The organism is Curtobacterium sp. MCSS17_016 (assembly GCF_003234255.2).
Taxonomy (GTDB): Bacteria; Actinomycetota; Actinomycetes; order Actinomycetales; family Microbacteriaceae; genus Curtobacterium; species Curtobacterium flaccumfaciens.
Map to the genome: position 1 here is coordinate 3,633,403 of NZ_CP126254.1, position 25,993 is coordinate 3,659,395.

The following is a 25,993-nucleotide window of genomic DNA, read 5'->3' on the forward strand; positions in this document are numbered from 1 at the left end:
CGTGGCGGCCCCGCACCGCGCCTCCAGGCCGTCACGTGGTGACGACACGACGAAGGCCCCGCCTCCTTGCGGAGACGGGGCCTTCGTGGGATCACATCAGGCTCAGTTGTACGTGCCCGGCGTGAAGTCGTCCGACGAGAAGCTGTCGAAGTCGACGAAGCTCAGGTCGGCGTCCGAGAACGACGAGTCGTCAGCGAAGATGCGGTTGGGGTACCGCTCCGCCTTCGCCTCTTCGGTCGCGTTCACGTCCACGTCACGGTACCGGCTGAGGCCCGTCCCGGCGGGGATGAGCTTACCGATGATGACGTTCTCCTTGAGGCCGACGAGGTGGTCCTGCTTGCCCTCCATGGCCGCCTGCGTGAGCACGCGGGTGGTCTCCTGGAAGGAAGCGGCGGACAGCCACGACTCGGTCGCGAGGGACGCCTTCGTGATGCCCATGACCTCCTGGCGAGCCGAGGCGGTCTTGCGACCCTCCTGCAGCGCCGCACGGTTCAGCGCGTTGTAGCGCGACCGGTCGACGAGCTCACCCGGCAGCAGGTCGGTGTCGCCGTGGTCGACGACGGTGACCTTGCGGAGCATCTGGCGGACGATGACCTCGATGTGCTTGTCGTGGATCGGCACACCCTGCGAGCCGTAGACGTCCTGCACACCGTTGACCAGGTGCTTCTGGACCTCTCGGACACCCTTGACCCGGAGGACTTCCTTCGGGTCGACGGTGCCGGCGATGAACTGCTCGCCGAGCTCGACGTGCTGGTTGTCCTCGATGAGGAGCGTCGCACGCTTGAGCACCGGGTAGATGAACGGCTCGTCGCCGTTGTCCGGCGTGAGGATGATCCGACGACCCTTGTCCGTGTCCTCGACCACGACGCGGCCGGGGGCCTCGGCGATCGGGGACGCGCCCTTGGGGGTACGCGCCTCGAAGAGCTCCGTGACACGCGGCAGACCCTGGGTGATGTCGTCGGCCGAGGCCGAACCACCCGTGTGGAAGGTACGCATCGTCAGCTGGGTACCGGGCTCACCGATGGACTGCGCGGCGATGATGCCGACTGCCTCACCGATGTCGACCAGGTTGCCGGTGGCGAGCGAACGGCCGTAGCACTTCGCGCAGACACCGACGGCCGACTCGCAGGTCAGGACCGAGCGCACCTTGATGCTCTCGACACCGGCTGCCAGCAGCTTCTCGAGGAGCACGTCACCGACGTCCTCGCGAGCCTCTGCCACGACCGTGCCCTGTGCGTCCACGGCCTCGGTGGCCAGGGTGCGGGAGTACACGGTGTTCTCGACGCGCGGGTCGCGGACGAGCTTGCCGTCGGCGTCCACGGTCGCGATCGGCAGCTCGAGGCCACGCGTCGTGCCGCAGTCGTCCTCGCGGATGATGACGTCCTGCGAGACGTCCACGAGACGACGGGTGAGGTACCCGGAGTCCGCGGTACGGAGCGCGGTGTCGGCAAGACCCTTGCGAGCACCGTGGGTGGCGATGAAGTACTCCGCCACGGTCAGGCCCTCGCGGTACGAGTTGATGATCGGGCGGGCGATGATCTCGCCCTTCGGGTTGTTCACCAGACCACGCATACCGGCGATGTTTCGGACCTGGAGCCAGTTACCACGAGCACCGGACGACACCATGCGGTTGATGGTGTTGTCGACCGGGAAGTTGTCGCGCATCTCCTGCGCGATCTCGTTCGTGGCCTCGGTCCAGATCTTGATCAGGTCGGCGCGACGCTCGGAGTCGGTGATCAGACCCTTGTCGAACTCGCCCTGCACCTTGGCGGCCTGGATCTCGTAGCCCGCGATGATCTCCTTCTTGCGAGGAGGCGTCACGACGTCCGACAGGGCGACGGTCACACCGGAGCGGGTGCCCCAGTAGAAGCCGGCGTCCTTGATCCGGTCCAGTGCAGCGGCCGTCTCGGTCTTGGAGTAGCGCTCGGCGAGGTCGTTGACGATCGCGGACAGCACACCCTTGTCGGTGACCTTCTGGACGAACGGGTAGTTCGCCGGGAGGGTCTCGTTGAAGAGCGCACGGCCCAGGGTCGTCTCGAGCAGCACGGTGTCGCCCTGCTCGTAGCCCTCGGGAGCTTCACCCTCGGCGAAGTGGACACCCGTCATGCGGATCTTCGCCATCGCGTTGAGGTGCAGCGTGTGCTGGTCGTTGGCCAGGATCGCCTCGGCGACCGAGGAGAACGCACGGCCCTCACCGACGGCGCCCTCGCGGACGGTCGTCAGGTGGTGCAGACCGATGATCATGTCCTGTGCGGGCAGGGTCACCGGACGGCCGTCGGACGGCTTCAGGATGTTGTTCGAGGCGAGCATCAGGATGCGGGCCTCGGCCTGGGCCTCGACCGACAGCGGCAGGTGCACGGCCATCTGGTCACCGTCGAAGTCCGCGTTGAACGCAGCACACACGAGCGGGTGGAGCTGGATGGCCTTGCCCTCGACGAGCTGCGGCTCGAACGCTTGGATGCCCAGACGGTGCAGCGTCGGCGCACGGTTCAGCAGCACGGGGCGCTCGCGGATGATCTCCTCGAGCACGTCCCACACCTGCGGACGCGAACGCTCGACCATGCGCTTGGCCGACTTGATGTTCTGCGCGTGCGACAGGTCGATGAGGCGCTTGATCACGAACGGCTTGAAGAGCTCGAGCGCCATCTGCTTGGGCAGACCGCACTGGTGCAGCTTCAGCTGCGGGCCGACGATGATGACCGAACGGCCCGAGTAGTCGACGCGCTTGCCGAGCAGGTTCTGGCGGAAACGACCCTGCTTGCCCTTGAGCATGTCGCTCAGGGACTTCAGGGCGCGGTTGCCGGTACCCGTGACCGGACGACCACGACGACCGTTGTCGAACAGCGCGTCAACGGCTTCCTGCAGCATGCGCTTCTCGTTGTTCACGATGATCTCGGGGGCACCGAGGTCGAGCAGGCGGCGGAGACGGTTGTTGCGGTTGATCACACGACGGTAGAGGTCGTTGAGGTCCGACGTGGCGAAACGGCCACCGTCGAGCTGCACCATCGGGCGCAGCTCCGGCGGGATGACCGGCACGACGCCGAGCACCATCGCGGCCGGCGAGTTGCCGGTGGCGAGGAAGGAGCTGACGACGCGCAGACGCTTGATCGCGCGGATCTTCTTCTGGCCCTTGCCCTCGGCGATCTGCAGACGCAGCGCCTCGGCCTCGGCGGCCAGGTCGAACGCCTCGAGCCGGAGCTTGATCGCCTCGGCGCCCATGTAGGCGTCGAAGTAGATCCCGAACCGGTCCTGGAGCTCGTGGAAGACGGCGTCCTCGGGCTTGAGGTCGCCCACCTTGAGGTTGCGGAAGTCCTCCCACACACGCTCGAGACGGGTGATGTCCTCGTCGAACGACTTGCGGACCTGGGACATCTCCTTCTCGGCGGTGTCCTTGGTGCGGCGCTTGACGTCGGCCTTCGCACCCTCTTCCTCAAGGGCTGCGAGGTCGTCCTCGAGCTTCTTGAGGCGGTCGGCGATGATCGAGTCGCGCTGGCCCTCGAGGGTCTTGATCTCGAGACGCATCTCGTTCTCGAGACCCGGCATGTCCGCGTGACGGCCCTCTTCATCGATGTCGATGATCATGTACGCCGCGAAGTAGATGACCTTCTCGAGGTCCTTCGGCGCCATGTCGAGGAGGTACCCGAGGCGCGACGGGACGCCCTTGAAGTACCAGATGTGCGTGACGGGGGCAGCGAGCTCGATGTGGCCCATGCGCTCACGACGGACCGAGGACTTGGTGACCTCGACGCCGCAGCGCTCGCAGACGATGCCCTTGAACCGGACACGCTTGTACTTGCCACAAGCGCACTCCCAGTCGCGGGAAGGACCGAAGATCTGCTCGCCGAACAGACCGTCCTTCTCGGGCTTCAGGGTGCGGTAGTTGATGGTCTCCGGCTTCTTGACCTCGCCGTACGACCACTGACGGATGTCCTCGGCGGTCGCGAGGCCGATCCGAATGGCGTCAAAGGAAGTTGCTTCGAGCAATGTTCTTCTCTCTTGCTGATTCAGGCTTCGATGTACGGGCGGGATCAGATGTCGTCGACAGAGGACGACTCGAACCGCGAGGAGATGTTGATGCCCAGCTCTTCCGCAGCGCGGAAGACCTCGTCATCGTTGTCGCGCAGGCTGACCGCCTGGCCGTCGGCCGAGAGGACCTCGACGTTCAGGCAGAGCGACTGCATCTCCTTCATGAGGACCTTGAAGGACTCGGGGATGCCGGGTTCCTGGATGTTCTCGCCCTTGACGATCGCCTCGTAGACCTTCACGCGGCCGAGGATGTCGTCGGACTTGATCGTCAGGAGCTCCTGGAGGGCGTAGGCGGCGCCGTACGCTTCGAGCGCCCACACCTCCATCTCACCGAATCGCTGTCCACCGAACTGCGCCTTACCACCCAGCGGCTGCTGCGTGATCATCGAGTACGGACCGGTCGAACGCGCGTGGATCTTGTCGTCGACCAGGTGGTGCAGCTTGAGGATGTACATGTAGCCGACCGAGACGGGCTCCGGGAACGGCTCGCCGGAGCGGCCGTCGAAGAGCTGCGCCTTGCCGGACGAGCCGATCAGGCGCTCGCCGTCGCGGTTCGGGAGGGTCGAGTCGAGGAGGCCCTCGATCTCGCGCTCGTACGCACCGTCGAACACCGGGGTGGCGACCTTGGTGCCGGGCTCGGCGCTGTGCGCTGCCTCCGGCAGGTTCTCGGCCCAGTCCTGGATGCCCTCGACGTTCCAGCCCTGCTTGGCGAGCCACCCGAGGTGGATCTCGAGCACCTGGCCGAAGTTCATGCGGCCGGGGACGCCGAGCGGGTTGAGGACGATGTCGACGGGGGTGCCGTCGGCGAGGAACGGCATGTCCTCGACCGGGAGGATGGTCGAGATGACGCCCTTGTTGCCGTGACGACCGGCGAGCTTGTCACCCGCGGTGATCTTGCGCTTCTGGGCGATGTAGACGACCACGCGCTGGTTGACACCAGAGCCGAGTTCGTCGTCACCGTCCTGCGAGTCGAACACCTTGACGCCGATGATCGTGCCCTCTTCACCGTGGGGCACCTTGAGCGAGGTGTCGCGGACTTCGCGCGACTTCTCGTTGAAGATGGCACGGAGCAGACGCTCCTCGGCGCTCAGCTCGGTCTCGCCCTTCGGCGTGACCTTGCCGACGAGGATGTCGCCGGGGCGGACCTCGGCACCGATGCGGATGATGCCGCGCTCGTCGAGGTCGGCCAGCAGGTCCGGGCTGACGTTGGGGAGGTCACGGGTGATCTCCTCCTTGCCGAGCTTGGTGTCGCGGGCGTCGACCTCGTACTCCTCGATGTGGATCGAGGAGAGCGTGTCGTCCTTGATGAGGTTCTGCGACAGGATCATCGCGTCCTCGTAGTTGTAGCCCTCCCACGGCATGAACGCGACGAGGAGGTTCTTGCCGAGCGCGAGCTCGCCGTTCTCCGTCGCGGGACCGTCGGCGATGACCTCGCCCTGCTCCACGCGCTCGCCTGCGGAGACGATGACGCGGTGGTTGTAGCTCGTGCCCTGGTTGGAGCGGTCGAACTTGCGCAGGTAGTAGGTCTGCGTGCCGCCCTCGTCGAGCTGCAGGGTGACGGCGTCGGCCGAGACCTCGGAGACGACACCGGCCTTGTCGGCGGTGACGACGTCGCCGGCGTCGATGGCCGTGTAGCCCTCCATACCGGTACCGACGAGCGGCGACTCGGAACGGAGCAGCGGGACGGCCTGACGCTGCATGTTCGCACCCATGAGGGCGCGGTTCGCGTCGTCGTGCTCGAGGAACGGGATGAGCGACGTCGCGACCGACACCATCTGGCGCGGGGAGACGTCCATGTAGTCGACCTCGTCCTTGGCGACGAGTTCGACCTCGCCACCCTTCTTGCGGACGAGCACCTTGTCGTCGGCGAAGTGGAAGTCGTTCGTCAGCGGGGCGTTGGCCTGCGCGACGACGAAGTCGTCCTCTTCCGAAGCGGTGAGGTAGTCGATGGTCTTCGTGACCTCGCCGTTGACGACGCGACGGTACGGGGTCTCGATGAAGCCGAAGGAGTTGATCCGACCGAACGACGCGAGCGAACCGATCAGGCCGATGTTCGGGCCTTCCGGGGTCTCGATCGGGCACATGCGGCCGTAGTGCGACGGGTGGACGTCACGGACCTCGACGCCGGCACGCTCACGGGACAGACCACCCGGGCCGAGGGCCGAGAGGCGACGCTTGTGCGTCAGGCCCGCGAGCGGGTTGTTCTGGTCCATGAACTGCGACAGCTGGGACGTTCCGAAGAACTCCTTGATCGCGGCGACGACCGGACGCACGTTGATGAGCGTCTGGGGCGTGATCGCCTCGATGTCCTGCGTGGTCATGCGCTCGCGGACGACGCGCTCCATGCGGGACAGACCCGTGCGGACCTGGTTCTGGATGAGCTCGCCGACGGCGCGGATGCGACGGTTGCCGAAGTGGTCGATGTCGTCCACGTCGAGGCGCAGCTGCACCGGCTCGCCGTCACGGACGCCGTCGATCGTGGTGCGCTCAGCGTGCAGCGACACCAGGTACTTGATCGTCGCGACGATGTCCTTGACGGTGAGCACCGAGTCGGACAGCGGGGCGTCCATGCCGAGCTTGCGGTTGACCTTGTAGCGGCCGACCTTCGCGAGGTCGTAACGCTTCGGGTTGAAGTAGAAGTTGTCGAGGAGCGCACGCGCGGCCTCGGCAGCGACCTGCTCGCCGGGACGGAGCTTGCGGTAGATGTCCTTGAGCGCCTCTTCCTTCGTGAGGACGGCGTCCTTCTCGAGGGTCGACTCGATCGACGCGAAGCCCTGGAACTCGTCCATGATCTCTTCGCTCGTCAGGCCGAGGGCCTTGAGGAAGACGGTCACGGACTGCTTGCGCTTGCGGTCGATGCGCACGCCCACCTGGTCGCGCTTGTCGATCTCGAACTCGAGCCAGGCACCACGCGACGGGATGATCCGCGCCGAGTAGATGTCCTTGTCGGAGGTCTTCTCCTGCTGGCGCTCGAAGTACACGCCGGGCGAACGGACGAGCTGCGACACGACGACGCGCTCGGTGCCGTTGATGATGAACGTGCCGCGTTCGGTCATGAGCGGGAAGTCGCCCATGAAGACCGTCTGCGTCTTGATCTCACCCGTCATGTGGTTCATGAACTCGGCGTTGACGTACAGCGGAGCGGCGTAGGTCTTGCCGCGCTCCTTGCAGTCGTCGATCGAGTACTTCGGGTCTTCGAGCTCCGGCGCGGTGAACGAGAGCTGCATGGTCTCGCCGAGGTCCTCGATCGGGGAGATCTCCTCGAAGATCTCCTCGAGCCCCGAGTGCAGCGCGAGGTCGGTACGACCCTGCTCCTGCCCTTCGGCGAGGCGGGCCTTCCAGACGTCGTTGCCGACGAGCCAGTCGAAGCTCTCCGTCTGGAGTGCGAGCAGATCAGGAACCGTGAGGGTGTCCGTGATCTTGGCGAACGAGAGTCGCGAGTGGTTGCGACCGTTCTTGGGGTTGGTGGATGCGTTGGGCGCAGCAGCCAAGGGTGTGACCTCCGGTAGGCCCCGTCGGGCCGACACTGACGAGCAGTGTGTAGGTGAGTGGATTGATCGCTCGGCGAACCCTGAGATGCAAGCCCTGCGACCACGCCGACGCGTGCCTTGACGCGGAACGTCGGTGCACGTGTGGGATGATCTCCGTGAGCGGTACCCGCCGCCATATACGGGTCCGGCTGCACCAGGGCGAGATGAGTTTCTGTCTCAGAACTCTGCGTCGACCGCAATATGACGACACGGATGCCAGGGAGCGCGAACTGTCATCATAGTTCGCTCCGTGGCGCGCTGTCCAGTCCCGGCTTGACCGGATTCGGCAGTGGCGTGTATAAGCCGCCACACGCCGCTTCCATTCCCCTGCTCAGCTCAGGCGCTCGCGCTCGACGCGATCCGCGCCTCCCGGCCCGCCTGGCAGTCCCGCCAGCGCACGGAACGCGTCCTCCGGGCGACGCGTGCGGACGAACGTGACCCGACCGCGATCGTCCGTGAGCTCGATCCCGAGCCCCGGCGTGAGGATGAGCGCACGCTCGCCGCGACGGATCCGCAGGCCGACACCGCCGTAGGTGGCCGCGTCCGCCTCGACCAGGCGGACGTCGGTGATCCGCCGGCGCGGGATGCGCCACGGCGGGAGCGGACGGAAGTGCAGGGTCACGTGCCGCTCGGTGACGGTGAACCCGGCACGCGCGAGCAGGAGCAGCGACCCGAGGGCGACGGCGAGCAGGGCCGGCACCAACAGCGCGACCTCCGGTGCATCCCCGGGCCAGCCGAGCACGGCGGCGGACAGCCCGGCGCCGCCGAGGAGCAGCGCCGTGCCGACGACCCGCATCCAGGTGGGTGCCGTCTCGCGGTCGGAGTGGAACGGCAGAGAGGCGTGGAACGGCAGGGCTGCGCGGGACGGATGGGCGGCACGGGACGGCCGGGAGGCCCGGATCACCCGGGTGGCTCGGGTTCCGGACCGGCGCGTGTCCGGGGTGGTGAGGCGTGCGGTGGGCACGCTCATGGTGTCGGCGGTCATGACGGAGGTCTCCTGCGGCGGATCAGCAGTGGTGCACTCGTCATCGGGTGCGGTGCGTTCGACGGCCAGCGCGCGCGGGTGGCCGGAGGGGTGGCGCGCAGCAGCACGCCGACGGCGCGCACGCTCGAGCGGTGGGGGCGCTCACGGGCACGTCGTGGTCACGGTGTCCGGGCGGACGCGTGGAGTGTTGGGCACACACGCATCGACGCTCTGGCGTCGTGACGACAGACGTCAACGGTACGCAACGAGTCTTGGCGTCCGCTGGTCGTCCATGTGTACGCATTCACGTGTCCGCAGTCCGTCGCTCGGGGACGACGGGGTGCTGCGGGTGGTCAGCGCAGGACGCGGGCGACGGCCTCGGCCCGGGTCCGGACCCCGAGCTTCGCGAACACCTGGTTCACGTACGACTTCACGGTGGGCACCGTCAGGAACAGCTCGGCGGCGATCTGCGGGTTCGTCCGGCCGTCCGCGATCCGCTCGAGGACGTCCACTTCGCGCGGGGTGAGGTCCGGGAACCGAGCACCGAGCGACGGACCGGGATCGGGTGACGCAGGCGCCGCGGGACCAGCAGCGACACCGGCACCGGCACCAGCACCGCCGGCGAGGCGCGCCACCAGCCGCGCCCCCACGGTCGCGTCGAAGGTCGACTGCCCGGCGGCCACCGCCCGCACCGCGGTCGCGATCTCCGCCCGTCCGGCGTCCTTGGTCAGGTAGCCGCGAGCTCCCGCCCGCAGCGCGGTGACGATGGAGTCGTCGTCGGCGTAGGTCGTCAGCACCAGGACCGCGACCCCGGGGTGCTCGGCGACGATCCGCGCGGTGGCGGTCGGCCCGTCGACCCCCGGCATCCGCAGGTCCATCAGGACGACGTCGGGCATGTGCCGGTCGACGGCGTCGATCGCCTCGGCACCGTCGGCCGCCTGCCCGACGACCTGCAGGTCGGGCACGAGCGACAGCACCGTCACCAGGCCGTCGCGGACGATGGCCTGGTCGTCGACCACGAGCACCCGGATGGTCACGAGCGGTCGTCCTCCGCGGCGACCGCAGCGTCCGCAGTGTCCGCGTCGCGCGTGCCGTCGACGGGCAGGTGCATGGCGACGACGAACTCGTCGTCGGAACGCTCGGCCTCCACCGTGGCCTCGCTGCCGAGTTCCGCGAACCGCTCGCGCATCCCGAGCACCCCCTGCCCGCCGCTCGGCAGCGGGTTGGCCACGACGACGTCCACGGCGTCGCCGTCCCGGATCACGGACAGGGACACGGGGCGGCCGGGAGCGTGCCTGCGGGCGTTGCTGAGGGCCTCCCGGACGACCTGGACCACGGCGGCACGGTGGGCGTCGTCGAGGACCGCGAGGGTCGCGTCACCCTGCACGACGGCCTCGCCGCCGAACGAGCGGTGCGCGTCGAGCAGGGCCGTCAGGCCCGACGCGTGGTCCGCGGACGGACTGGAGGCACGGGTCGGCTCCGGCTGGCCGGGCTGCGGTTCGTCGCGGAGCGCGTGCACCGCACGCCGTGCCTCGGCCAGGCCGTCCGCGGCCAGCGCGCGAGCGTCGCCGGCTCGGCGGGTGGCCTCGTCGACGCGGCCGGCCTCGAGCAGGGCCTCGACCGCGTCGAGCTGCAGGACCAGGCCGCCGAGCGAGTGGGCGAGGACGTCGTGGATGTCCCGGGACGCCCGGGACCGGTCGGCGAGGAGCCGTGCGCGCTGCTGCTGCCGCTCGGTCTCGCGAGCCTGCGCCGTCGTGATCCGGACCTGCCGACGACTGAAGCCGACGAGCACGCCGAGCAGCAGCCCGCCGCTCACGCCGAGGACGAACTGCACCGACGTCTGCGCGAGCGTCGCGGTGACGGCCACCACCACGACGGCGGCGAGCGCGGCGACCGCGGCCGTCCAGACCGGCAGACGCAGGTCCGCGCCGAGGATGACGAGCCCGACGATCACCGGGACCACCAGCAGCGAGTCGGTCGGCACCACTGCGAGCGATCCGGCGGCGATCATCACGCCGGCTGCGGCGACGAGGACGCGGGGCGTGCGTGCCGCTTCGCGGACGGCCCAGGCGGCGAGCGCCACGGCCCCGACGGCCCAGACCCACGCGGGGTGGTGGAGCAGGAGGCCGTTCCGGACGAACCAGAACGCGACGACGGCGATCCCGACGGCGTTGAGCCCCCAGGAGAGCACCGAGGCGGACCGGACCCCGGCGGGATCGGTCCGGTCCGGGTCGGTCGGCAGGCTCACCGCACCATCATGCCGCGGCGGGCGGCATCCGACCGTTCGCCGCCGCGGGGGATGCGCTGGTCGACGACCAGGGCACGGGCGGCACGGTTCAGGGCGAGCACGAGCAGGATCGTGCCGGTCGACGTGAGCAGGTGCGCTCCGAGGTGGCCGCCGAGGACGTCGAGCCCGATGCGGGCGGCGATCAGGACGATCCAGAGCGCGGCGCCGAGCCACCCGGTGCGGGACTGCAGCGTGCGGCCCTTGTCGTCCGGCGTCGTGACCGTGCGGAACCGGGTCATGGCCCCCATCGCGAGGCCGACGCCGACGGTGAGCAGGGCCTCGAGGCCGAGGAACACGACGTCGGTGGTGGTGACGCTCGTCGTGGTCTGTGCGAGGACGACCACGCCGACGATCGCCATCACGAGCGGTCCCCGCCAGATGCGCGCCGGGTCGAGGGACCGCCAGGTCGCCTGCCGGTACGCCAGGAAGGCGACGAGGGCGAGGCCGATGAGCACGTTCGCGAGGAGCTGGACCGACATGGTGTGCCTTTCGAGGTGGTCCGGCGGAGTGTTCCGACCGGTGACATCAGCCTCGTTCCGGGCGATCCGCGGGCACACCAACCAGGGGTGGGGACGCGGGTGGTGATCGCGGTGGTGTTCCATTGACGGCATGGCTGATGCGTTCGACGGGTTCCGGATCGGTGCGGGGTACTCGGTGGTGGAGCCGGACCGGCACCGACCGGGGTCCTTCACCCTGGTGGTGGACGGCACCCCGCAGTCACACGTGGACCTCGAGGACCCGACCCACCTGGCGTTCGAGTACATCCGGCGGATCGGGCACGCGATCGACCTGCTGCCGGACGGCCCGATCACGGCACTGCACCTGGGCGCCGGCGCCCTCACCCTGCCCCGCTACGTCGCGGTGACCCGTCCGGGTTCGCGGCAGCAGGTGATCGAGCTCGAGCGCGACCTGGTCGAGCACGTGCGCGAGGCCCTGCCGTTCCCCCGCGGTGCCTCGATCCGGGTGCGGTACGGCGACGCCCGGGAGGTCCTCGGCAAGCTGCCCGCCGGACTCCGCGGCACCGTGGACCTGGCGGTGGTGGACGTCTTCGGCGGTTCGCAGATCCCCGCCCACGTGACGAGTGTCGAGTTCTACCGTGAGGTCGCCGCGTTCCTGTCGCCGACGGGCATCGTCGCGGTGAACGTGGCCGACGGCGCCGGGTTGGCCTTCGCCCGCGGGCAGGCGTCGACGCTGCAGTCGGTGCTGCCGTCGGTCGCCGCGGTCGCGGACACCGGCATGCTCAAGGGCCGGCGGTTCGGGAACATCGTGCTGCTCGGGTCGCCGACCGACCTGCCGGTGGCGGACATGCCGAGGCGGTACTCGTCCGACCCGATGCCGGCGAAGGTCGTGCACGGTGCGGAGCTCAGGGCGTTCATCGCCGGGGCGCCGATCGTCACCGACCAGACGGCGGTCGCGTCGCCGGAGCCGAACCGGAGCGTGTTCGGGGGCTGATGCCCGCGCGGCGCCACCGGAGACGGACTTCGGGCACTCGGCGGGTCCGGCTGTCAGGATGGTCTGAACGACCGCGCAGGTGCGCGACCGAGCGATGGGAACCCTGATGACGAACGACGACCGGAACGACCAGGACCGGACGGGCGACGGCCAGGCGCCGCGCTGGGGCGACGCCCCGCAGCAGCAGCCCGACGCCGAGGCCCCGCGGTACGGCGAGCGGGTGGACCCGGCGCCGACCTCGACCCCGCAGTACGGCGAGCAGTACGGGCAGGGCCAGCAGCAGTACGGGCAGCAGTACGGGCAGGGCCAGCAGCAGTACGGCCAGCCGAACGGCGAGCAGCAGTACGGCCAGCCGTCGAGCACGCCGAGCTGGAACGACCAGCAGCGCCACGACCAGCACCACGACCAGCAGCCGTACGCCGCCGCGCCCGCGCACTCCGGTGCCCCGGCCTGGCAGAGCCACGACGAGCCGAAGCCCAAGAAGAAGACCCTCGGTGTCGTGGCGTTCTTCCTCGGACTCGCCGCGCTCGTCATCGGCGTGATCGGCGGGTACGTGATGGGGTCGGCGCTGGCCAACAGCGACGCGATCAACAACCTCGTACCGAGCAGCGGTGCGACCCCGGACCAGCAGGAGCTGCAGCGTCAGCTCATGAACGACCCGGCCGTCATCTCGCAGATCGGTGTCGGTGCGGTGATCGCCGGCGTCGCCGCGATCCTCGGGCTCTGGGCGCTCGTGCAGGGCATCATCGCCGCCGTGACCAAGCGTGGTCGCGGCTGGGGCATCTTCGCGATCATCCTGGCCGTCGTGGCCACGATCGCGACGCTGGTCACCTACGTCGGCGTGGCCGCTGCCGCCGCGGTGGCCGCCAACTCCTGATCGACCACTCGGAACGGCCCGTCGTGCTCCGGCACGGCGGGCCGTTCGCCGTCCACGGGGGCACGCGCGGACGGCCGCACCCGCGCAACCTGAGCGCGTCGCACCGACCGCTCTCGGGAGACCGCGGCTACCCTCGAACCGATGTCCCTCCCGCCCGACGACCGCCAGCAGCCCGACCTGTCCGACCGTTCCCGCGAACCGCGCCACGCGGCTCCCGTGACGGCCGGAGTCAGCCCGGGCAGCACCTTCGCGCCCATCAGCCTGCGACCCGCGGTCGACGTCGACGCCGTGCACCAGCGGCTCCGTGACCTCGGCCAGAGCCGCAGCACCGACGCCCTCGCCGAACGGGCCGAGCTCCTCCGCCTGCTCGGTCGTCTGGACGAGTCACTCGTCATCGCGGAAGAGGTGTTCCGCCTGGCGATGTTCACCGGGGAGCGCCAGGACAAGGTCGCCGCGCGGATCCGTCGTGCGCACGTCCTGCACGACCTCGGGCGGCACGACCGCGCCGCCACCGAGGCCGCCATGGCCCGCGACACCGCCGCCACCGAGGAGTGGCCCGAACTCGAGGGCGCCGCAGCCGAGATCGAGGGCTGGTCGCTGTTCGAGAACGACCGCTTCGACGAGGCCCGCGCCGCCCTGTCACGGGCGTACCAGGCCTTCCGACAGGCCGGCGCGCCGTCCGAGCGCACCGACGCGTTGCGCACCGCGGTCGAAGCCGCCATGCGGGCCTCGATCACCAACCCGGCGGAACCGTCCGACAAGCCACGGACCGCCCGCGAGGTCGCCGCCCGCCGTGCCGAGGACGAGGAACCCACCACCCGCGTCGCCGAGCCGGTGAAGCAGGTCCCGCCGATCCGCCGCCGCGTGCTCGGTGCGCCCGACGCCGCACGGACCGAGGCCGACGACATCTGGGGCCGGATCGCGGCCCGGGCAGCGAAGAAGGGCCAGGCCGACCCGCGCGCCGAGCAGTGACCGCGCTCGAGACCGTCCGGCTCCGCGCCGAAGCGCTCATCGCCGAACACCTCGGTGCCGGCACGTGGGCGTTCGGCTTCGACCACGCCAAGACCCGCGCCGGTCAGTGCGACTTCGCGCGGAAGCGGATCACGGTGAGCCGTCACCTGGCCACCCGGTTCTCCGACGACGACGTCGAACAGGTCCTGCTGCACGAGGTCGCGCACGCACTCGCCGGCGCCCGAGCGGCACACGGACCGAAGTGGAAGCGCACCGCCGCGGCGATCGGGTACACCGGCTCCCGGCTGCACGACGGGCCGATCGCAAGCGAACTCGCCCCCTGGATCGGCACCTGCCCCGCGGGGCACGAGCACTTCCGGTACCGCACGCCCACCCGTCCCCTGGCCTGCGCCCGTTGTTCCCGGCGGTTCGATGCCCGGAACGTCATCACCTGGCGGCGCCGGACCGCGGACGACGACGCGGCCACGATGGCATCGACTACCGCATGAGGGTCCCGACGCACGGAGGCGCGCCGGTAACCCGTTAGCCTGGGCGGATGCACACGGGGCAGCACATCCGCACGGACGCCGGTTCCTCCTGGTTCTTCGACGCCGGACGGATCGCGCTCGACTTCGCGCACACGGGTGGCTTCGCCGACGACCCCACCGGACGCCGACCGCGGTCGCAGCTCGGGGAGCTGCTCGCGAGCCCGGCCGACCTGGACGAGTGGCTCAGCGAGCACACCGAGCCGATCGACGTCGGTGCCAGCGCCCGCGAGCTGCAGGACGCCCGGGCCCTGCGTGCCGCGATCGCCCGGCTCGCCGTGGCCGCCGCCCCCGCGCCGGCGAGCACCGCCGCGGAACGCACCGCCGTGGCGGCGGGCCTGCGTGCCGGGGCCGGCCGCACGCGCCCCGCGCCCGACGACATCGACACCGTCAACCTGTTCGCCGCCCTGCCGGACGTGCCCCCGAGCCTCCCGGGTGGCCGACGCCGCGCCGGAGCCAACCGGGTCCGCCTGGCGCAGGCCCTGTCGAGCGTGGCGCGCGACGCCGTCGCGCTCTTCACCGAGGTCGGCTTCGACGACGTCGAGGCCGACGGCCGGCCGACGCGGCTGAGCCGCTGCTCGGCCGAGGACTGCGGCCTGGTGTTCTACGACTCGTCACGCGGTGGGACCCGTCGCTGGTGCTCGATGCAGCGGTGCGGCAACCGGGCGAAGGTCCGGGCGCACCGCGCCCGCCGCGCCGCGGAGTGACGACGAGCTGAGCACGGCGTGACCACCTCGCGTGGCCGCGCCCCCACGGGCCTTCCTTCCGCCATCCGCGAGCGGACACGACACCCCGCTCACCTCCGCCGAGCGGTCACCCACCGTCGGCTGGCAGCGCCCCAGCCGACCGATCGTGACCACCCGACGCAACGCACGCGACGAGTCGCGACCAGCCACCGGCCAGGAGGCGCGTGGCCGCGCCGCCACGGGCCTCCCGTCCGCCCTCCGCGAGCGGTCACGACACCCCGCTCACCTCCGCCGAGCGGTCACCCACCGTCGGCTGGCGGCGCCTCAGCCGACCGATCGCGACCACCCGACACACGCACGCTCGAGCGGCGACCCGGCCAGCGCAACAACACGACGAAGAAAAAGATTCGGCTCGCCGAATTCTCTGGCAGGATCGGTGCATGACCGACACTGCCAGCCCCCGGCTCGACGAGCACCCATCCGGTGCCCCGCGTCGCCGCGCAGCAGGGCTCACCCTGCTCGGACCGGCCTTCGTCGCGGCCATCGCGTACGTCGACCCGGGCAACGTCGCCGCCAACCTGACGGCCGGCGCCGAGTACGGGTACCTGCTGCTCTGGGTGCTCGTGGCCGCGAACGCCAGCGCCGTGGTGGTGCAGTACCTGTCCGCCAAGCTCGGGGTGGTGACGGGCAAGTCGCTGCCCGAGCACCTCGGCCTGCGGATGCGGCGCACCCCGCGCCTGCTGTTCTGGGGTCAGGCCGAGATCGTCGCCGCCGCGACCGACATCGCCGAGGTCATCGGCGGCGCGCTGGCGCTCTACCTGCTCTTCGGCCTGCCGCTCGTGGTCGGCGGGATCATCACCGGGCTCGTCTCGATGCTCCTGCTGACCCTGCACAGCCGCCGGGGCACGCGACTGTTCGAGACCGTGGTGACGGCGATGCTCGCGATCCTGACGGTGGGCTTCTGTGCCGGGCTGCTGTTCGCCCGGGTGTCCCCGGCCGACCTGGTCGCCGGGCTCGTGCCGCGGTTCGAGGGCTCCGGGTCGGTGCTGCTGGCGGCCTCGATGCTCGGCGCGACCGTGATGCCGCACGCGGTGTACCTGCACTCCGCGCTCGCCCGGGACCGCCACGGGGACGTCCCCGCCGGGCCGGAGCGTCGCCGGGTGCTCGTCGCGACCCGGTGGGACGTCGGGCTCGCCCTGATCGTCGCGGGTGGGGTGAACATCGCGATGCTCGTCCTCGCCGCGGCCACCCTGCCGGGAGTCGAGGGCACCGACTCCATCCCCGGGGCGCAGCGCGCCATCGCCGAGAACGTCGGCCCGGTCGTCGGGGTGCTCTTCGCCGTGGGCCTGCTCGCGTCCGGCCTGGCCTCGACCTCGGTGGGCTGCATGGCCGGCGCGGAGATCATGCAGGGCCTGCTGCACGTGCGGATCCCGCTCGTTGCCCGGCGCGCGATCACCCTGGTGCCGGCGATCGTGCTGCTCGCGCTGAACATCGACGCGACGATGCTGCTCGTCGTCAGCCAGGTGGTGCTGAGCTTCGGGATCGCCTTCGCGATCGTGCCCCTGGTGGTCTACACGTCGCGACGGAGCGTGATGGGGACCGACGTGAACGCCGCGACCACCCGCGTGGTGGCGTGGGTGATCGCGGCGGTCATCGTGGCGCTCAACGTCGCGCTGGTCGTGCTCACCCTGACCGGCTGAGTCGCAGCCGGTCAGGGTGACGGGCGGTCGTCACTCGACGACCTGGACGTCCTTCCAGAACGCGACGTAGCCCGAGTAGTCCTTGCCGACGCGGTCGAACGACGACGGGATCGGCGTCGGGTACGACCAGGCGCGGTCCTGCAGCGCCTGCCCGTCGACGTTCACCGTGAAGTACTGGGTGTCGCCCTTCCACGGGCAGTGGTACTGGGTGGGGCTCTCGGTGAAGAGCTCGGTCTTCACGCTCGACGGCGGGAAGTACCAGTTGCCCTCGATCTTGATGAGGTCCTCTTCGGGGGCCTCCGCGATCACCGTGTCGCCGACGACTGCCTTCATGGCATTGCTCCTTCGCTCGCTGGTTCCGTGACGGGGCGAACGCTACGCGCGCTCCCCCGATTCCCGCAGGACGGGCAGGTCCGGCCCCGCGGCGAGCGCCGTGTGCACGTCGTCACGGCTCAGGACGGCGGCTCCCTCGGACGCACTGACCAGGTGCCGCACGGCACGGCGCAGCCCCGTGTACGCCGCGCATGCCGCGGCGGCCTCGGGTGAGGTGTGGTCGATGCCGACCTCGGTGAGCGCGTCGACGACGGCTCCGGCGGCGAGCAGGTCCTCGACGGCGAAGTCGGGTGCGTCGGCGACGTCGACGGACTCCCCCGCCGCCTCGGCCGCGTCGTCGAGGGCTGCGGTGTGGTGCAGCCCGGCAGCCACGATCGCGACGACGCACCGGTCACCGCGTGCGGCCTGGAGGCTCGTCACCCGTTCCGCGACCGCCACCGCGTTGCCGAGGTGGCCGAGCACGACCTCCGGCCCCTGCGGCAGCTGGGCGGTCACGTTCCGCAGCGCGCGCCGCTGTGCTGCGGCGTCGGGGGTCGGCGGCAGGGCGTCGACCCAGACGAGCAGGTGGGTGCCGTGGGCGATCCGTGCCGCACCTCCGGGACCCCACGCGAACCGGACCTGGTACTTCTCCTGGGTGCGTTCTGCCACGTCCGTCACGATAGCCGCCCGGGCGATGCTGTCCCTCTCCACAGGGTCGCCGTCCGACCGGGTTCCACCAGGGTCGCCAACCCTAGGATGCATGGTCATGGAGATCGCCCCCGTACCCACCCTGACCGGCGACCGTGTGACGCTCGAGCCCCTCGGGCAGGAGCACGCGGAAGACCTGCGGGCGGCGGTCGCGGACGGCGATCTGTGGCGCACCTGGTACACCTCCGTGCCCGCCCCGGCACAGGTCGAGGCCGAGATCGACCGGCGGCTCGCCGAGCACGAGGCCGGACGCATGGTGCCCTTCGCCGTGCGGGACCGCCCGACCGGCCGGGTGGTGGGGGCGACGACCTTCATGAACATCGACCCGGGCAACCGCCACGTCGAGATCGGCAGCACGTTCCTGGCCCGGTCCGCGCAGCGCTCGGGGATCAACACCGAGTCGAAGCTGCTCATGCTGTCGCACGCGTTCGAGGCCTGGCAGTGCATCGCGGTCGAGTTCCGCACCCACTGGCACAACCTGCAGTCCCGGGCGGCCATCGCGGGCCTCGGCGCCAAGCAGGACGGCGTGCTCCGGAACCATGCGATCGGCCGTGACGGCACGCTGCGCGACACCGTGGTGTTCTCGGTGATCGCGTCGGAGTGGCCGGCCGTGCGGCTCTCGCTGGCCGAGCGGCTCCGGCGGCACGACCGCGCCGAGGGGTCCCGCCGCCGGTCGGCCCGGCACGCCTGAGGCGTCTCGCCTGCGTCGTCGTCCAGCGTCGTCGCGCCTGCGTCGTCGCCCAGCGCGCCACGGCGCACCGTCCAGCCCGCGGGCGTAGCGTCACCGCCATGCACGTCGGCCTCCGGATCGTCCTCGACGCGCCGGTCGACGCCGTGCGCGATGCCCTGCTGTCCCCCTCCGTGATGGTGGCGGTGACGAAGCCGTTCCTGGCGTACCGCTCGCGCGACCCCCGGGGGTTCCCGGAGCGCTGGGAGCCGGGACACCCGCACCCGATCACCGCGGACGCCTTCGGACTGGTGCCGAGCGGCGACACGCACGTCGACCTCGACCTGTACGAGGTCCAGGGAGTCCCCGTGCAGCGCGACAACGGCGGCGGCACGTCCGGGTTGTTCGGGCGGATGACGATGTCGCACCGGATGGCCGTCGTCCCCGCACCGGGTGGCCGGACCCTGCTGCTCGACCGCCTGACCTACCGGATGCGACCGGCCGTCCTCGGGCTCGCCCTGTGGCCCGGCATGTGGGTCATCTGGCAGTGGCGGGCGTTCCGGATGCGCGCCCTCGCGCCCACCTGGCGGACCGACGGCGAGTGACGTGACGCGGGTCGGGCCTCCCGTCCACCGCGGAGCGGGCGTAGCCTCGACCACGTGAGCCAGACGCGCCCCCAGGAGCCGACGACCGACGACCGCGTGCGCAGCACGCTGGCGACGACGGATTGGCGGCGGATGACGTTCGACCTGTACCGCCGCGTCCGCGCCACCCCGGACCCCCAGACGGCGCACGCGCTCTGGCGCGAGACCCGTGACGCGATGTTCGCGGAGCACCCGGCCTCGCCGCTGCTCGACGAGGACGCCCGCGACTTCGAGTCCCTGCCGGTGCCGGACTACGACCCGGCATGGCGGTTCCAGGTCCGCATCGAGGCCACGGAGCCCGCCGAGTTCGACTTCGAGACCGGCACCGACGGTGTCGTCCACTTCGACCGGCTCGGCCTCGTGCGGGTCCCCGGTGTCGGCACCCTCGACGTCTGGAAGCACGGCGGCTACGCGGGCGGGGTGTTCGTCCCGGTCAAGGACGCCAGCGCCGGCAAGGCCCGCGGCACCTACGGCGGCGGGCGCTACCTGCTCGACACCATCAAGGGCTCGGACCTGGGCGGCGACGACCTCGGGTCGCTCGTGCTCGACTTCAACTTCGCCTACAACCCGTCGTGCGCGTACGACCCGGCGTGGGCGTGCCCGCTCGCGCCTCCGGGCAACACGGTGCCGGTCCCGATCCCCGTCGGCGAGCAGTACGACTTCTAGGGTGGAACGCATGACAGGACTCGTCGCCCTCGACGTCGGTGGCCGCGTGCCGCCGTTCGAGCAGGTCCGATCGCAGATCGCCGCGCAGATCACCGCCGGGTACCTGGTGGACGGCGAACGGCTGCCGAGCGTCCGTGGGCTGGCGGACGAGCTCGGGCTCGCCGCCGGCACCGTCGCGAAGGCCTACCAGCTACTCGAGGAGGCCGGGCTCGTGCACACCGCACGGGGCGCCGGTACCCGGGTGGTGCGGCCGGCAGCGGTGCCGGACGCCGTGGCCGAGGCCGCTCGTGCCCTGGCCGCCGCGGCGCGCTCGGCGGGGCTGTCGGCGGACCAGGCCGCGACCGCGTTGCGCGAGGCCTGGCCGGCGTAGCGCTGGCGCGGGTGGCTGCGCTGGCGGGGGTGGCGGGGCTGGCGCTTCCGGGCGTACCTGGTCGTTCCGGGCGTACCCGGTCGGAAGTTCTGACCCGGTACGCCCGATTCGACCAGGCATCGCAGGCGTTCTGGGAAGGAACGTCCCGAACGCTCAGCAGTGCTCGTACACGTACGCGTCGTCCTTCGGGGTCACCAGGTCGCGGTCGCGCAGGATCGTCATGGCCGGACGGCTCTTCAGCCCGCACACCGAACCCCACGAGCGCTCGAGGGTGTCCGAGTACTCCACGTCGATGACCCGCTTGCCGTAGGCCTTCGTGTACGCGGCGCACTCCCGGTACTGCACGCACTCCTCGGCGACGACGAAGTCGAACCCGGTCTGCTTCCGGCCGGACGCCCCGAGCTGCGGCGTGTTCTTCTGCCCGACGGCCAGGCCGTGCCGGTGCCCCTTGGCGACGAGCGACTTCGCGAGCGCCAGGTTGCCGGCACGGGTGAGCCGCTTGCCGCTCCGGGTCCACGAGTCGAGGTTGTCGAACTCCACCGCGTCGAACCCGCGGTCACCGCAGCGGGCGACGGTCTTCGCGAGCACCTTCGTGATCAGGGCACGCTTGGCCGCGGTCCGGGTGTCGAGGAGCATCTCGTCCGGCCACCCCGGGTCGGAGACCGGCTTGCCCGCGCGGTCGCGGAGGATCGCCGAAGGGTACGACTTCTTCCACGTGCGGGCGGCCTCGGGCTGCGTCTGGAACCCGTTGACGTAGCAGATGTTGTACTTGCCCTTCGCGGGGCGGTCGGTGCTGTCGCGCTCGACGATCATCACGCCGGAGGGCGGGGTGTACCCGCCGCCGAGCTGGTAGTCCACGCGGCCCGAGGTCGGCAGGTTGCGGTAGCTCCCGGCCGCGCTGGTCGTGGCGGCCTCGGCGCAGCCGGCGGTGCCGAGGACGGCCACCAGGGCCATCGCGGTGGTCAACAGGACGGATCGCATGCGCACCCCGGAATCCTCGCACGCGCACGGCGAACGACCCCGCCCTCGCTGTTCCGGGGATGTGCACGCTATGCTGGTCGTACTCGAGGCGCCGATCGCCTCGTGCGTCGTACGGACGCCCCGAACTCCCGACCACCTGTCTCCGGACTCTGGTCGATGATCGAGCACCTCACGAAGGTGCCCAGGCTTCTCTGCTGCGGCGACTGCGCCAGCCACATCTGTTGGCGCGCATCCCGCCCGCGCGCTGCCTCAGAGCGCGCCCACAGCCGGACTGCTCCGGCTCGAAAGGTCACCATGACCACCGAAGACATCCGTTTCTCCGACCTCGGCGTCCCCGCGCCGATGGTCTCCGTCCTCGCCGACCAGGGCAAGGACATGGCGTTCCCCATCCAGGCGGACACTCTCCCGGACTCCCTGCAGGGCAAGGACGTCCTCGGCCGCGGCCGCACCGGCTCCGGCAAGACCATCGCCTTCGCGATCCCGCTCGTCGCCCGCCTCGCCGCCAGCGGCCGCAAGCGCCGCGCCGGCCGCCCCCGCGCCCTGGTGCTCGCACCGACGCGTGAGCTCGCGACGCAGATCGACGTCGCCCTCGCCCCGCTCGCCAAGGCCATGGGGCTCAACACCACGACCATCTTCGGTGGCGTCGGTCAGGGTCGTCAGGTCGACGCCCTGCGCGGCGGCGTCGACGTCGTGGTCGCCTGCCCGGGTCGCCTCGCCGACCTGATGCAGCAGGGTCACGTGAACCTGGGCGACATCGAGGTCACCGTCCTCGACGAGGCCGACCACATGGCCGACATGGGCTTCCTGCCCGGCGTCACCAAGATCATGCAGGCGACGCCGGAGAACGGGCAGCGACTGCTGTTCTCCGCCACGCTCGACAACGGCGTGGACAAGCTCGTCAAGAAGTTCCTGCACAACCCGGTGATGCACTCCGTCGACGAGGCGAACAGCCCCGTCGAGGCGATGACCCACCACCTGTTCGAGGTCGCCGACGCTGACGCGAAGAAGCACCTCGTGAGCGCCCTCGCCTCGGGCAACGGTCGCCGCATCCTCTTCATGCGCACGAAGCACCACGCCAAGCGCCTCGCCAAGCAGCTCAGCAGCCAGGGGATCCCGGCCGTCGACCTGCAGGGCAACCTGTCGCAGGGTGCCCGTGAGCGCAACCTCGCGAAGTTCTCCTCCGGTGAGGCCCTCGTGCTCGTCGCCACCGACGTCGCCGCCCGCGGTGTGCACGTCGACAACGTCGAGCTCGTCGTGCACGTCGACCCGCCCACCGAACACAAGGCGTACCTGCACCGCTCTGGCCGCACGGCGCGTGCCGGTTCGTCCGGTGACGTCGTCACGGTGACGATGCCCGCCGAGCGTCGCGACGTCGCGCAGATGATGCGTGCAGCCGCGATCAAGGTCACGCCGCAGCACGTCTCGGCGACCTCCCCGGCCGTCACCGCGCTCGTCGGCGAGGTCGCCCCGATCCGCCACGTCGCCGAGGAGCAGCCCACCCAGCAGCGTCAGCCCAAGCAGCGCTCGGCCGAGTCCGCCGGTGACGGCGGCGGTCGTCGCCGTGGTCGCGGCGGTCGCTCGGGAGGCGCGGCGCAGCCCGCGCGCTCCGGTTCGGCTGGCGAGTCCGCCGGTTCGGCCGGGGGCCGTCAGGGCCGTCCGGCCCGTGGCGCACGGACCGAGGGCGCCGGGCGCTCCGGTGCCGCGGCCGCTGGTTCGACCGGTGGTCGCCGCAGCGGCGGCAACCGTCGCTCGGGCAGCAGCGACGTCGTGCGCGGCGGCTCGTCGGCCGTCTGGTCGTCCGAGGGCGGCTACGCCGCGGGTCGGTCCGGCAACGAGTCGGGCGGCAACCGTCGTGGTGGCTCGCGCCGCGCCTCCCGTCCGGCCGGCGCTGCCGACCGCCACTGACCTGCGCGCTCTGACCCGCTCGGCCTGAGCGCGTCGATGCCCGCAAGACACCGGTGTTCACGTTTCGAACCCCCGCATCCCGGGGTGTGATCCGTGAACACCGGTGTTTTGCGTGAGTGTGCTGGCGAACCTTGGCGGGGGCTGGGGGTGGGGGACTCCACCGGGCGTACGGTCTGCTTCACCGGATGCCGCGCAAGCGGCTGACGGGGAACACGTCCGCTTCTGGAAGGAGTGCCTATGGCTGGCATCGATGACATCAAGAACGCCGCTGAGAAGGCGGCAGGCAAGGTCAAGGAAGCCGCCGGCAACGCGACCGGTAACGACCGCTTGAAGGCCGAAGGCCAGACCGACCAGGGCAAGGCCTCGGCGAAGCAGGGCGTCACCGACGTCAAGGACGCCGCGCACGGCGTCGCCGACAGCTTCAAGGACGACAAGCACTGAAGCCGGTTCGCAACCGCGCTGCGAAGCCCCCGGATCCGATCGGATCCGGGGGCTTCGTCGTGCGCCGGGCGCGGACGCCCCGGTCGGACTAGTGGAGGGCGCCGACCGATGCCAGACCAGCCCGCAGCAGTGCGCCACGGCCGCCTTCCATCTCGTCGGCGACGGCGTCGGACGCGGCTTCCATCGGGGTCATCCACGTGAGCTCGAGGGCGTCCTGCCGGGGCTCGCACGTCCCCGTGACGGGGACGACGTACGCCAGCGAGATCGCGTGCTGCCGCTCGTCGGTGTACACCGAGGCGCCGGGCAGCGGGAAGTACTCGGCCACGGTGAACGGCGTCGGGCTCGAGGGCAGCTGCGGGAACGCCATCGGCCCGAGGTCCTTCTCCAGGTGACGGAACAGCGCGGTGCGGATCGACTCGCCGAACATCACACGGCCGGACACCAGGGTGCGGGCGATCGAACCGCTCGGGGAGACCCGCAGCAGCACGCCGACCTCGGTCACGACGCCGAGGCCGTCGGTGCGGACAGGGACCGCCTCGACGTAGCAGATCGGCAGACGACGGCGGACGTTCGCGAGCTCCTCGTCGGACAGCCAGCCGGAGTCGGGATCGGGGGTGCGCAGCGAGGACATGCACCGTGTCTACCAGGGACGGCGGCGAGTTCGGCGGAAGGCGCGGGAGTTGGGGATGGTTAGCGTTGTCCACATGATCGATGCGGACCTGGTGCAGTGGACCCGGAGTACCTCCGACCGGCGGGGCACACCCCTGCTCGTGGCGATGCACGGGGTCGGGTCGAACGAGCACGACCTGCTCGGCCTCGCCCCCGCGCTGCCGCCCGCGTGGACGGTCGCGTCGCTCCGGGCACCGATGCCGTGGGGGCCCGGCTTCAGCTGGTACCCGCTCGGCACGCCCGGCTCCCCAGCGCCCGAGGCGGTGGACGCCGCGACCGCCGAGGTGCTCGACTGGATCGACTCCGTCGCCGCCGATCACCCGCGGATCGGGCTGCTCGGGTTCTCGCAGGGCGGCTCGATGGCGCTCCAGCTCCTGCGCGCCCGGCCCGCGGCGTTCGCGTTCGCGGTGTCGCTGTCGGGGTTCGTCGTGCCCGGCGTCACGGACTCCCGCGACGAGGCCGTGTCGGCCGTGCGGCCGCGGGTGTTCCTGGGGCACGGTGACCTCGACCCGGTGATCCCGCCCGAGGCCACCGCCCGGACGCAGGCGTGGGTCGCAGCGCACACCGACGTGACCGACCGTTCCTACGCGGGCCTGCCGCACGCCGTGTCGACGGCGGAGCTGGCGGACGTGGCCGCCTTCGTCGGCGCGGGGTAGCGCTGCGGAGCGCGCTTCGTGAGCACGAACGGTCGGGTCCGACGTGCGGACCCGACCACAGCTGCTCACGATGTGCGGACGGACAGGAGGCCCGGTGCCAGCTGGCACCGGGCCTCCTGTCCGTCACGGGTGACGTCCGTCAGTCGGCGAGGATCTGGAGCAGGTCCTTGCGGAGCTGGTCCACCTTGGCCGTGGCGGCCTTGGCCTGTTCCTCGGTCGCGGTGCTGCGGTACATCTGCAGGACGCCCATGGTCTTCCGGAGCGCCTCGAAGAACTCGCGCTGGGCGTCCGGGATGCCCGGGGCCCCGTCGAGTGCAGCAGCGATCTCGTCGGCCTTGGCCTCGGTCTCGGCCTTGCCGGCGTCGGTGAGCTCGAAGAGCGTCTTGCGGCCGTCGCCCGACGAGACCACGAGGTCTTCGTCGACGAGCTGCTGGAGCGTCGGGTAGACCGAGCCGGGGCTCGGCTTCCAGGCGCCGCCGGTGCGCTCGGCGATGGTCTTGATCACGGCGTACCCGTTCTGCGGGCCCTCGGCCAGCAGACCGAGGATCGCGAGGCGGACGTCACCGCGGCGACGGCGTTCGCGGCCGAAGCCGGGCCCGCCGAAACCGGGGCCGAAGCCCATGCCCGGGCCGAAGCCGGGGCCGAACCCGCGGCCACCGAAGCCGCGGCCGCCGTGGTCGTGGTCACCGCGGTCACGGCCGGGGAAGCCGGCGCCGTGGTGCTGCCGCGCGCCGCCGAAGCGGGGGCCGCGCGGGCCGAACCCGCGCTGGTCGCGGGGGGACGTGTTGCTGTTGTCGTCATACGAGGGGCGCATGAGGAGTCCTTTCGTCGTGCTGAGTCGGCTCGCGATCGGTCTGACCTGATCGTCTTCGTCGTATCGCGATGTGTTTACGATAGATCGGTAACTATCGCTCTGTCAAGGGGCACGTGCGCTCGGCCTGCTGTCGGTGGTGGCG

At 70.8% G+C, this 25,993-nt stretch carries 23 protein-coding genes and 1 pseudogene; 13 read left to right on the forward strand and 11 right to left on the reverse strand.

Annotation, left to right across the window (positions count from 1 at the left end; genetic code table 11):
- Positions 1–102 precede the first annotated feature (102 nt).
- The 6 genes from rpoC to DEJ19_RS17135 all read right to left on the reverse strand — a co-directional run bounded on the left by rpoC (position 103) and on the right by DEJ19_RS17135 (position 11,286).
- Entirely contained in the window at positions 103–3,984 is a 3,882-nt protein-coding gene (gene rpoC / locus DEJ19_RS17110) for a DNA-directed RNA polymerase subunit beta' (protein WP_110863230.1), read from the reverse strand.
- Positions 3,985–4,028: 44 nt separating this feature from the next.
- Positions 4,029–7,517: a DNA-directed RNA polymerase subunit beta gene (gene rpoB, locus DEJ19_RS17115; protein WP_071406174.1), complete on the reverse strand. Its 3,489-nt coding sequence runs from the start codon at positions 7,515–7,517 to the stop codon at positions 4,029–4,031.
- A 370-nt stretch (positions 7,518–7,887) separates the two neighbouring features.
- On the reverse strand, positions 7,888–8,541 hold the full coding sequence (locus DEJ19_RS17120) for a hypothetical protein (RefSeq protein ID WP_181441469.1): 654 nt from the start codon (positions 8,539–8,541) through the stop codon (positions 7,888–7,890).
- Positions 8,542–8,873: 332 nt separating this feature from the next.
- A complete protein-coding gene (locus DEJ19_RS17125) occupies positions 8,874–9,557 on the reverse strand; it encodes a response regulator transcription factor (RefSeq protein WP_111232642.1) in 684 nt (227 codons plus the stop codon).
- The gene (locus tag DEJ19_RS17130) at positions 9,554–10,768 is read right to left on the reverse strand and encodes a sensor histidine kinase (protein ID WP_111232641.1); all 1,215 of its coding nucleotides are present in this window, start codon (positions 10,766–10,768) and stop codon (positions 9,554–9,556) included. The genes DEJ19_RS17125 and DEJ19_RS17130 overlap by 4 nt, the downstream gene beginning before the upstream one ends.
- A complete protein-coding gene (locus DEJ19_RS17135) occupies positions 10,765–11,286 on the reverse strand; it encodes a hypothetical protein (protein WP_111232640.1) in 522 nt (173 codons plus the stop codon). Before DEJ19_RS17135 ends, DEJ19_RS17130 begins: the two co-directional genes overlap by 4 nt.
- Before the next feature lie 130 nt (positions 11,287–11,416).
- On the opposite strand from DEJ19_RS17135, the gene DEJ19_RS17140 reads away from it, so the two are divergent.
- The 6 genes from DEJ19_RS17140 to DEJ19_RS17165 all read left to right on the forward strand — a co-directional run bounded on the left by DEJ19_RS17140 (position 11,417) and on the right by DEJ19_RS17165 (position 17,018).
- Positions 11,417–12,259 carry a spermidine synthase gene (locus tag DEJ19_RS17140; RefSeq protein WP_111232639.1) on the forward strand — a complete coding sequence of 281 codons (843 nt, stop codon included), beginning with the start codon at positions 11,417–11,419 and terminating at the stop codon, positions 12,257–12,259.
- Positions 12,260–12,365: 106 nt separating this feature from the next.
- Positions 12,366–13,136, forward strand: coding sequence for a YhjD/YihY/BrkB family envelope integrity protein (locus tag DEJ19_RS17145; RefSeq protein ID WP_146250611.1), 771 nt, complete (start codon positions 12,366–12,368; stop codon positions 13,134–13,136).
- A gap of 141 nt (positions 13,137–13,277) precedes the next feature.
- Positions 13,278–14,108, forward strand: a complete 831-nt coding sequence (locus DEJ19_RS17150) for a hypothetical protein (RefSeq protein ID WP_071406181.1) — start codon at positions 13,278–13,280, stop codon at positions 14,106–14,108.
- Entirely contained in the window at positions 14,105–14,596 is a 492-nt protein-coding gene (locus DEJ19_RS17155; protein WP_111023268.1) for a SprT-like domain-containing protein, read from the forward strand. Before DEJ19_RS17150 ends, DEJ19_RS17155 begins: the two co-directional genes overlap by 4 nt.
- Before the next feature lie 47 nt (positions 14,597–14,643).
- Positions 14,644–15,339 (forward strand): CGNR zinc finger domain-containing protein, encoded by a 696-nt coding sequence (locus DEJ19_RS17160; RefSeq protein WP_027466753.1) that lies wholly within the window; start codon positions 14,644–14,646, stop codon positions 15,337–15,339.
- A gap of 419 nt (positions 15,340–15,758) precedes the next feature.
- Complete coding sequence (locus DEJ19_RS17165; protein WP_111038472.1) at positions 15,759–17,018, forward strand: Nramp family divalent metal transporter; 1,260 nt, start codon at positions 15,759–15,761, stop codon at positions 17,016–17,018.
- Between the two features lie 30 nt (positions 17,019–17,048).
- On the opposite strand, the pseudogene DEJ19_RS17170 reads toward DEJ19_RS17165, so the two are convergent.
- Positions 17,049–17,357: pseudogene (locus tag DEJ19_RS17170) on the reverse strand (DUF427 domain-containing protein); the annotation flags it as partial.
- Between the two features lie 36 nt (positions 17,358–17,393).
- Positions 17,394–17,999 (reverse strand): hypothetical protein, encoded by a 606-nt coding sequence (locus tag DEJ19_RS17175; RefSeq protein ID WP_111232637.1) that lies wholly within the window; start codon positions 17,997–17,999, stop codon positions 17,394–17,396.
- 91 nt (positions 18,000–18,090) lie between these two features.
- Between DEJ19_RS17175 and DEJ19_RS17180 the strand changes: the two genes are divergently transcribed.
- From DEJ19_RS17180 to DEJ19_RS17195, 4 genes are all read left to right on the forward strand, one after another.
- On the forward strand, positions 18,091–18,729 hold the full coding sequence (locus tag DEJ19_RS17180; protein WP_071406184.1) for a GNAT family N-acetyltransferase: 639 nt from the start codon (positions 18,091–18,093) through the stop codon (positions 18,727–18,729).
- A 98-nt stretch (positions 18,730–18,827) separates the two neighbouring features.
- The gene (locus DEJ19_RS17185; protein ID WP_110859471.1) at positions 18,828–19,310 is read left to right on the forward strand and encodes a hypothetical protein; all 483 of its coding nucleotides are present in this window, start codon (positions 18,828–18,830) and stop codon (positions 19,308–19,310) included.
- 132 nt (positions 19,311–19,442) lie between these two features.
- Positions 19,443–20,015 (forward strand): DUF1684 domain-containing protein, encoded by a 573-nt coding sequence (locus DEJ19_RS17190; protein ID WP_051597091.1) that lies wholly within the window; start codon positions 19,443–19,445, stop codon positions 20,013–20,015.
- A gap of 10 nt (positions 20,016–20,025) precedes the next feature.
- On the forward strand, positions 20,026–20,385 hold the full coding sequence (locus DEJ19_RS17195) for a GntR family transcriptional regulator (protein WP_035809483.1): 360 nt from the start codon (positions 20,026–20,028) through the stop codon (positions 20,383–20,385).
- Positions 20,386–20,538: 153 nt separating this feature from the next.
- Here DEJ19_RS17195 and DEJ19_RS17200 read toward each other — a convergent pair whose 3' ends face one another.
- The gene (locus tag DEJ19_RS17200) at positions 20,539–21,366 is read right to left on the reverse strand and encodes an endo alpha-1,4 polygalactosaminidase (RefSeq protein ID WP_258377349.1); all 828 of its coding nucleotides are present in this window, start codon (positions 21,364–21,366) and stop codon (positions 20,539–20,541) included.
- Between the two features lie 294 nt (positions 21,367–21,660).
- Between DEJ19_RS17200 and DEJ19_RS17205 the strand changes: the two genes are divergently transcribed.
- Together DEJ19_RS17205 and DEJ19_RS17210 are read left to right on the forward strand one after the other, a co-directional pair.
- Positions 21,661–23,271 (forward strand): DEAD/DEAH box helicase, encoded by a 1,611-nt coding sequence (locus DEJ19_RS17205; RefSeq protein WP_111092205.1) that lies wholly within the window; start codon positions 21,661–21,663, stop codon positions 23,269–23,271.
- Positions 23,272–23,508: 237 nt separating this feature from the next.
- Entirely contained in the window at positions 23,509–23,712 is a 204-nt protein-coding gene (locus tag DEJ19_RS17210; protein ID WP_027466762.1) for a CsbD family protein, read from the forward strand.
- Between the two features lie 88 nt (positions 23,713–23,800).
- On the opposite strand, the gene DEJ19_RS17215 is transcribed toward DEJ19_RS17210, so the two are convergent.
- Positions 23,801–24,343: an NUDIX hydrolase family protein gene (locus DEJ19_RS17215; protein ID WP_071406188.1), complete on the reverse strand. Its 543-nt coding sequence runs from the start codon at positions 24,341–24,343 to the stop codon at positions 23,801–23,803.
- Between the two features lie 73 nt (positions 24,344–24,416).
- Here DEJ19_RS17215 and DEJ19_RS17220 point away from each other — a divergent pair, with 73 nt between their 5' ends.
- On the forward strand, positions 24,417–25,037 hold the full coding sequence (locus DEJ19_RS17220) for an alpha/beta hydrolase (protein WP_111232635.1): 621 nt from the start codon (positions 24,417–24,419) through the stop codon (positions 25,035–25,037).
- A gap of 139 nt (positions 25,038–25,176) precedes the next feature.
- Here the strand turns inward: DEJ19_RS17220 and DEJ19_RS17225 are convergent, their stop codons facing one another.
- Positions 25,177–25,851, reverse strand: coding sequence for a PadR family transcriptional regulator (locus DEJ19_RS17225; protein ID WP_111038468.1), 675 nt, complete (start codon positions 25,849–25,851; stop codon positions 25,177–25,179).
- Positions 25,852–25,993: the final 142 nt, after the last annotated feature.